The organism is Leucobacter weissii (assembly GCF_017565745.1).
Lineage (GTDB): Bacteria > Actinomycetota > Actinomycetes > Actinomycetales > Microbacteriaceae > Leucobacter > Leucobacter weissii.
In genome coordinates this window covers 156,093-164,705 of the sequence record NZ_JAGDYM010000015.1, presented here as the reverse complement: position 1 = coordinate 164,705, position 8,613 = coordinate 156,093, and the positions used below count along the sequence as shown (strand labels likewise).

The window sequence follows — 8,613 nt, the reverse complement described above, 5'->3', positions numbered from 1 at the left end:
TCACCGGCAAGGACGCTCAGCACGATCCTTGTCTTCTTCTCCACCGGAATCTGGGGTGGTCTTCCCATGTCGGACTCTCCGTTCAGGACTCAACTAACAGCCCTGCCACATAGTCTGACGCGCGACACTATACGTTCATCGCGACAAACCCACCGTACCTCGGTCGAGGATATTTCTCTGACGAGTTGATGGAGTTCGTTGATTTCCACTTCCCTAGCGGGAAGGCTGACTTGGCCACGGTGTTCATTCAGCGGTGCGCGATGATGTCGATGACCTCGGCGATCGTCTCTCCGCAGAACTGGCTCACCCTCACCAAATACAAGGGACTTCGGCACGAGATCCTCGACAGTTCGACGCTACAGCTGATCGCGCGCCTGGGCCCAGGCGCGTTTCGCGAGATTAGCGGCGAAGTCGTCCAGCCAGCTCTTTGTGTGCTTACTTCAGCGGTGCCGACTGTCTCCAGCAAGATAGCGACCATCGACGTGTCGGGCGCGCGTGGCGCGCAGGCAGGAGCGCTGAAGACCACCGAGATGCTGACCGTCGATCAGATGGCACAGCGCGGCAATCCAGACGCACGAATTTTGCTTGTTGAGCAAACTCAGGGGAGCCGCCTCAGCGAGTACGCCGATGGTATCCATGGCCTTGGTACGAAGGACTCGCCTCGCTTTATCCGCAAGTTCTGGGAGGTTGCTCGAACGGCCCCCGATTGGGAGCTGATGCAGTCGTCGGTCTCTCAAACCACGGAGTGGGCGGGATTGGAGCACATCGTCTATTGGCAGCGAGGCGAAGGCGTACTTCACGCCCTCGCCAAAGAAGGCTGGGCCATTCTCGCGGGAGGCTCGGCGCACGGTCGGCCAGGAGTGCTGGTAAGCCAGGTGGGCCGGCTTTCCGCAACTCTGTATTACGGGGGGTTGTTTGAAAAGAGCGCCGCTGTGGTTAGCCCCAGAGATCCGGAATTGCTCCCCGCGATCTGGGCCTACATCAGCTCTCCTGAGTATGCGGTCGACGTGCGACACATCGACCAGAAGCTCGCCGTCACCAACCGGACTCTCGTCAAGGTGCCGTTCGATGAGGAGCGTTGGAGGGGTGTGGCAGATCGGCGCGGACCGATTCCCGTGCCGTGGTCCGATGACCCGACGCAGTGGATCTTCGATGGAGGAATCTGCTCTGCCAAGCATCAACTTCAGGTAGCCGTCGCGCGACTGCTTGGCTACGCGTGGCCGATGCAGGAGCCTGATCAGTTCGACAGCTTTGCAGACAACGACGGGATCGTTGCGTTGATGTCGCTGCCCGGCGAAGCCGACTTGGCAACGCGTCTCCGCGAGTTACTCGGAGCCGCTTACGGCAGCGAGTGGTCTGGTGCGCTTGAACGGCAGCTGGTGATCGACGCCGGCAGCAAGAACGGGCGATTGGAGGACTGGCTCCGTGATACGTTCTTCGCCCAGCATGTCAAGGTTTTCGCCAACCGACCGTTCCTCTGGCACATCTGGGATGGCCGGAAGGACGGGTTCTCGGCAATCGTCAACTATCACCGCCTTGACCGGAGGACCCTTGAGAAGCTCACATTTACCGTCCTCGGCGCATGGATCGACCGACAGAAGCATGAGGCCCGCGCAGAGCGTCCCGGCGCCGATGCGCGGCTGGCTGCCGCCGAGGAGCTTCAGCACAGACTCCAACTGATCCTCGAAGGCGCGCCTCCGTACGACGTGTATGTCCGGTGGAAGGAGCTGGCAGAGCAGCCGATCGGGTGGGAGCCTGACGTTGATGACGGGGTTCGTTTGAACATCCGTCCGTTCGTGACCGCCGGCGTGCTCCGATCCAAGGTGAACGTCCACTGGCGAAAGGACCGTGGGACGAATCCCGACGGGTCGGAACGGCACAACGATCTGCACCCGACACTTGAGGAGCGCCGTGCCGCCCGACGCGAGGCGGGGGACGCCAAATGACGCTTGTCCATGCCATCGTCGCGAAAGCCCTCCGTGACGCTGCTGCCTTCAATGCGGGGGTGAACTCTGCCCCAGCAGCTGTTCTGTGGGCCGATCCTGAGCGCACCTGGGAGCCGGTGATTCGCATCCTCCAAGAGGCAGTACCCATCCTGGTGCTCGGAGAGTACGACCCCGCGGCTGCACGAGGTCCAGCGCTTTGGCTTCGAGCCGTTCTTGCCTCGCCCGAGGCCGCGGAACTCCCAGCTCATCTTGCCGAACGAGACGAGCGCAATCCGTGGGTGATCTACCTGCCTGGTGTCAGTCGAGGTTCCGTGGCTGAGGCAGCCGCTCTCGATGACTCTCTCGCGCCGTTGGCCGAGGTGGCGATCCGCTCGAACTGGTGGCCTTCCGCCCACGGTCAGACGCCATGGACGCCGCACTCTTTCCTTGCGTCGAAGCAGGGTGCGGGGCTCGACATCGCGAGTGACAGTGCGACGAAGGCGGCCCTCGCTCAGGTGCTGGACAAGTTCCTCTTCGAGGACATCGACGATCTCAAACGTATGGGGCGCCTCGATTCGTCTCGCCTGCACCACCTCGTGCTCGATGACACGGTTCGCACCCTCCTCGAATGGATGAACGCGCCGGACGAGGTGAGGGCTTCGCTCGAAGGTGCGCAGTGGCAGGCCCTTGTCGCCTCCTGCAAGTCCGTCTACGGCATCAGCCCCGACAAGGACGGCGCTCTCACTGCAGCCAGTAAGCTCGGCGGCCGAACGGGTGAGTGGGGAGCTGTCTGGCAACGGTTTGCGGAGAACCCGAGCCGTTATCCGAACCTTCCTGCCTTGCTCGACCAGGCGCGGCCCTCTGTGGTGCCGCTCTTTGGAGACACCGACCCACACCCTGACTCGTGGCCTTCGTGGAACCGCGACCAGGAGGACGCGCTCAGGTCGGCACTCAATGCATTGGGCACTCATCCCGACCCGCGTGGTCGCGTTGAAGAGCTCGCTGCCGCGCACACGCCGCGCGAAGACAACGTATGGGCTGCTCTCGGTCAGGCGCCCCTTGCGAGGGCCGCCGGTCACCTCGCGGAACTGGCAAACCGTGTAGCGACCGCTTCGACAGCAACAGATCTCCAGAGTCAAGTTGCCTGGTACAGCCACGAGGGCCACGTGATTGACAACCTCGCACTGCGGACGATCGCGACGGCCAAGACCGCACAAGACAGGGCCGCTGTCACCCACGCTCTCGGCGCGATCTACGACCCGTGGGTCGATCAGTCGGCACGAGCATTCCAGAAGGCCGCAGTTGGCACCTACCTCGGCCAGACGGGCCTCGACGTAGCCGCCGGAACATGCGTGGTCTACGTCGATGCACTGCGCTACGACCTGGCCACCCGTGTTGCTCGCCGACTGTCGGGTCTCGCGGTAGTTGTGGAGCCGCGCCAGGCGGCTTTCCCCAGCGTCACGCCAACCGGCCAGCCGGCGGTGGCGCCGATCAGGGTCAGCATGGCTGGCGGCGCGGCCTTCGACGCGGCCGACGATCAGGGGCGATCTGTGAAGGGTGCAGTGCTGCGATCGGCCCTCGCTGGGGCGGAGGTGCAGTTCCTCGACTGGGACACCGCTCAGGTCGGCGACCCGGCCGGAACAGCGTGGACGCAGACGAACATGATCGACTCGCTGGGCCACTCGCACGGGCATCAGATGGCGGACCTCATCGACCACCACCTCGACCTCATCGCCGAGCGCGTTCGTACGCTGCTTGACGCAGGGTGGCGGAAGGTCGTCGTGGTCACCGATCACGGGTTCCTCTTGCCCGGCCAGGCAGCGCAGAAGGTCACCCTCCCGATACAGGTGACGGAAGGTGATGCTGCCCGCAAACCGCGTGTGGCGCGGTTGAAAGCCGCCGCGGCGCGCCCGGATTTCCCGATCCTGCCCTGGACTTGGGACTCATCTGTCGACATGGTCAGCGCACCCGGAGCTGCCGCATTTGAAGCGGGCTGCCTGTACGAGCACGGCGGATTGAGTCTCCAGGAATGCGTGATTCCCTTCGTCACCGTGACCCGCGGCGACTCGGCCGCTGCGCCCGTCCAGATTGAAGCTGTTCGATGGACAGGACAGCGCTGCCGCATCGACTACGGCCCTGCCGAAGCCGAAGTGGCCGCCGAAGTTCGGCTTCACCCCGCCGACGCATCGAGCGCCGTCGGCGGCCCGAAGGCGCCCGCCGAGCCGGGCGAGGTCAAGGTGCTCGTCGATGAGGAACAGGCTCCTGCTGGGGCGAGCGCCTGGGTTGTACTACTCGACCCGAGCGGTGGAGTTCTAGCGCAAGCACAAACCACGGTAGGAGGCGTCGAATGACCGAGGCAATCACGCTCGACGAGATCGACACGATCGCAGCATCCGCCTTCGAGGGGTACGTCGTTCGCAAGGACCTCGCCCAGCAGTTCAAGGGCGCGTATCCCGTCCCGACCTATGTCGGAGAGTTCCTCATCGGACGCTACTGCGCCACAACCGACCCGGAGGAGATCGAAGAAGGGCTCCAGGTCGTACGACGACTGCTCGCTGACCGCACTGTACGGGCAGGCGAAGAAGAGCTCTTCAAGTCACGCGCGCGTGAGCGCATGACTGTCAAGCTCATTGATCTCGTGAAGGCCCGACTCGATGCGAAGTCGAACGCCTACGTTGCCGAGCTGCCGAGCCTTGGGCTCCGAGACGTGCGCATCGACGATGACGTTGTCCGTGACAACGAGCGCATGCTGACCGGTGGCTTTTATGCCGAGGTTGATCTGTTCTACGACGCCGCGATCGCTGATGAGAACAACGGCAAGCCCTTCGCTATCGGGTCGCTCCGCCCCATCCAGCTCTCAACCCGCGATTCGCTCTCGCGTCTGGCCGAAGGCCGCTCACGGTTCACCACAGAGCAGTGGAAGCACCTCCTGCTTCGGTCAGTGGGCTTCGAACCTGCGCAACTCACCGAGCGCGAGCAAGACGTGCTCCTGCTGCGCATGGTCCCGTTCGTCCAGCGGAACTTCAACATGGTCGAACTAGGGCCTCGTGGCACCGGCAAGTCCCACCTGTTCCAGCAGGTGTCGCCCTACGCGCACCTGATTTCCGGCGGCAAGGCCACCGTTGCCCGGATGTTCGTCAACAACGCCACTGGGCAACGCGGCCTCGTCGCGCAGTACGACGTCGTCTGCTTCGATGAAGTCTCCGGCGTCTCCTTCGACCAAAAGGACGGCGTCAATATCATGAAGGGCTACATGGAGTCGGGTGAGTTCTCCCGGGGCCGTGAGTCCATCCGTGCTGACGGTTCGATCATGTTGGTCGGGAACTTCGACGTGGATGTCGCCCACCAGCAGCGGATCGGCCACCTGCTCTCGCCGCTGCCCCCGGAGATGCGTGACGACACGGCGTTCATGGACCGCATCCACGCCTACCTGCCCGGCTGGGATGTTCCGAAGCTCAACCCGACCTACTTCACTCACCACTTCGGACTCGTGAGTGATTTCCTGTCCGAGTGCTGGTCGCGCCTTCGCGACCAGTCTCGCCTCACCTCGATCCAGGGGCGGGTCAACTACTCCGATGCACTGTCGGGCCGGGACCTGTCGGCCGTCAACAAGACGGTCGATGGCCTGCTCAAGCTCTTGTATCCCGACGCCGAAGCCGCGATCTCCGACGAGGACCTCGAATGGGCGGTGCGCATCGCACTGGAGTGCCGGCGCCGCGTCAAGGAACAGCAGCGCCGCATTGGCGCAGCAGAGTTCCGTAACACCCAGTTCGGCTACCGCCTCGGCGAGCGAGTCGAGCAGTTCGTCTCGACCCCCGAGCTCGCGAGCCCCGACTCGATCGGGCTCGATCCGCTGCCCCCAGGCCAGGTGTGGGCGATCTCCGAGGGCGGCGGCGACGTCGGCCCGGGACTCTACCGAATCGAGGCGGCGGACACGCCCGGCTCTGGCGCACGCGGTCTACTCAACCAGGCCGCACCCGCCGCGCTCCGGGAAAGCTTCAAGGTCGCAGAGCAGAACCTCATTGCCCAGGCGAGACAACTCGTGGGCGACCGCGACCCGCGCGAGCACAACCTCACCGCTCAGATACGCGCGCTCGACGCGGCCAAGACCGGCGCCGGCCTCGGCCTGCCCATCCTCCTCGCCCTGGCCTCGGCGATGCTCCAGCGGTCTATCCGTGGTGGCCTGATCGCCGTCGGCAACCTGTCGCTCGGCGGTGGCGTCGAGACGATCCTCAACGCAGCGCAGCTTGCCGAGCACGCGATGGAGAAGGGAGCGACGGCCCTCTTGCTCCCGGTATCAGCCCGCCGCCAACTCCTCGACGTCAGCGACGAGGTTGCTACGAAGGTCTCGTTCGTTTTCTACAGTGACGCGCAGGACGCCCTCGTGAAAGCGCTCGACGAATGAACAAGCAGACGGTCAGAGTTTCCATGCGGCCGAACGAGCGGGTGATCTGATGGCCGGTGCTCATTGGGTTCGCGCCGCTCTGCCCTGGACCTGCATCGAATCCCGCAACGAGCTTTGTCGCTATGACCCCTTGCGACACTGTCGTCGCCATGGGGATAAGACCATAGCCTGACCATCCGCCAGTCTGATTGAGAGAAGTCACACCGTATGTCGTTCCAGACCCCGCGCAGCATCGAGGAGATGCTGACCGCGATCCACAAGCGCGAGTACCTGATGCCGGCGATCCAGCGCGAGTTCGTCTGGGGCGCCGACCAGATCACCAAGCTCGTCGACAGCCTCATGCGTGGGTACCCCGTCGGGTCCTTCCTGCTCTGGGACGTCAAGCCCGAGACGGCGCAGTCGTACACGTTCTATGAGTTTCTGACGAACTACCACGAGCGCGATAACCCCTACGCGGACAAGGCGACTGTTCCCTCGGGGAGCGGCACGACGGCGGTGCTCGATGGGCAGCAGCGGCTCACCTCGCTGAACATCGCGCTGTACGGCAGCTTCGCGGAGAAGAAGAAGTACGCGTGGTGGAACAGCGCGGATGCGTTCCCCGTCAAGCGCCTCTATCTCAACCTCGTCGACGAGCCCGACGACGAGGAACTCGGCACCAAGTATGACCTGCGGTTCCTCACCGACCGGGAGGCGGCCCCGGCGGACGGCGAGGCCGACAAGTGGTTCCGGGTCGGCGCGGTCCTCGATCTTGCCAACGCCGGCCCTGCGATCATGCGGGAGCTGGAGCAACGGGGCATCGCCGGATCGGCTGACGCATTCCAGCGGCTCTACGACCTGTACGAGGCGGTGCGGGTTCTCAAGCCGATGAACTACTTCCTGGTCACCGATCAGGATGCCGATAAGGTGCTCGAAATCTTCGTCCGCGTCAACAGCGGCGGCACCACGCTCTCCTATTCCGACCTTCTGCTGTCGATGGCAACGAACCAGTGGCAGGAGCTGGACGCTCGTGAGGAGGTCCGCTCGCTGGTCTCCGAGATCAACAGCAACGCCGGCCGCCAGTTCTCGTTCTCCAAGGATGTGGTGCTGAAGACCGCGCTGACGATCGCGGACGTGGATGTGCGGTTCAAGGTCACCAACTTCACCCAGGGGAACATGGCCAGGGTGGAGGCCGCGTGGCCGCAGATCAAGGGAGCCTTGCTCCGTGCCGCTACGTTGCTTCAGCAGTTCGGGTACAACGAGCGCAACCTCACCGCGAACAGCGTGATCGTCCCGGTCGCGCACTACCTGCACCTCCGAGGTGCAGGCGACTCCTACCTCGACTCCACTGCGGACGCGGCCGACAGGCTCGCCCTGCAACGGTGGGTGACGCGCTCGCTGGTCAAGCGTGGCATCTGGGGGTCGGGGCTCGACACGCTCCTCACCCGCATCCGCGATGTCCTCCGCACCAACTCGACCAATGGCTTCCCGGTCGCTGCGGTCGAGGAGGCGATGGCGGCCGTCGGCAAGAGCCTCGCGTTCGACAACGCCGAGATCGACGAGTTGCTCAACCTCAAGTACGCCGGTCAGCGGACGTTCTCAGTGCTGTCCGTGCTGTACCCGGGGCTGGACCTGAGCAAGAAGTTCCACGAAGACCACATCTTCCCCAAGTCCCGGTTCACCAGGAAGAAGCTCCTCGACGCCGGGATTCCGCTCGACAAGATTGACAACTACCTGGCGGCCGTGAACCTCCTGCCGAACCTCCAGCTGCTCGCCGGGACCGCCAACATCGAGAAGCAGGACAGCCTGCCTGCGGAGTGGATCGACACCGCCTTCCCGGGCGAGGACAAGCGAGCCACCTACCTCGCCGAGAACGACCTCGACGGCCTCCCTCTCGACCTGGCCGACTTCACGTCGTTCTTCGAGCAGCGCAAGCAGCGAATCCGGACCCGCCTGCTCGCCGCTCTGGGAACCACACCGGGAGCGCCGGAGGACGTGCCTCTCTCATAGTCCACGTTCACGCGTCGAGCAGCGACAGTGCGGACACGGCATGGAGAGGTAGCACTCCGTTGCCGAGCGCGGTGATCTGTTGATTCTGCGTCAGCTGGTCGGTATCGGTGACCCATCCGGTCGGTAGGCCCATGAGCCACTCCACGAACTCGGGTGCTGGGCGGGGGCCGTCGGCGACGTTCAGGAGGGCTGGTGCGGGCGCGGGTCGCCCGGTGATGTGTTCCCAGCGGGTGATGGCGTCGGCGTAGCGTCCCCAGCGCTGAACAGTCCGTCGATCAGGGACCACAGCGTTGACGG

5 protein-coding genes are annotated in these 8,613 nt (G+C 64.2%); 4 read left to right on the top strand and 1 reads right to left on the bottom strand.

Annotated features, from left to right (window positions below; genetic code table 11):
• The first annotated feature begins 230 nt into the window (after positions 1-230).
• The 4 genes from J4H92_RS13445 to J4H92_RS13430 all read left to right on the top strand — a co-directional run bounded on the left by J4H92_RS13445 (position 231) and on the right by J4H92_RS13430 (position 8,316).
• Positions 231-1,946 carry a hypothetical protein gene (locus J4H92_RS13445; protein WP_208098689.1) on the top strand — a complete coding sequence of 572 codons (1,716 nt, stop codon included), beginning with the start codon at positions 231-233 and terminating at the stop codon, positions 1,944-1,946.
• Complete coding sequence (gene pglZ / locus J4H92_RS13440; protein ID WP_208098688.1) at positions 1,943-4,276, top strand: BREX-1 system phosphatase PglZ type B; 2,334 nt, start codon at positions 1,943-1,945, stop codon at positions 4,274-4,276. The genes J4H92_RS13445 and pglZ overlap by 4 nt, the downstream gene beginning before the upstream one ends.
• Positions 4,273-6,330: a protease Lon-related BREX system protein BrxL gene (gene brxL / locus J4H92_RS13435; protein WP_208098687.1), complete on the top strand. Its 2,058-nt coding sequence runs from the start codon at positions 4,273-4,275 to the stop codon at positions 6,328-6,330. The genes pglZ and brxL overlap by 4 nt, the downstream gene beginning before the upstream one ends.
• Before the next feature lie 207 nt (positions 6,331-6,537).
• Positions 6,538-8,316, top strand: coding sequence for a DUF262 domain-containing protein (locus J4H92_RS13430; RefSeq protein ID WP_208098686.1), 1,779 nt, complete (start codon positions 6,538-6,540; stop codon positions 8,314-8,316).
• A gap of 7 nt (positions 8,317-8,323) precedes the next feature.
• Here J4H92_RS13430 and J4H92_RS15500 read toward each other — a convergent pair whose 3' ends face one another.
• The gene (locus J4H92_RS15500; protein WP_243752365.1) at positions 8,324-8,602 is read right to left on the bottom strand and encodes a hypothetical protein; all 279 of its coding nucleotides are present in this window, start codon (positions 8,600-8,602) and stop codon (positions 8,324-8,326) included.
• Positions 8,603-8,613 lie beyond the last annotated feature (11 nt).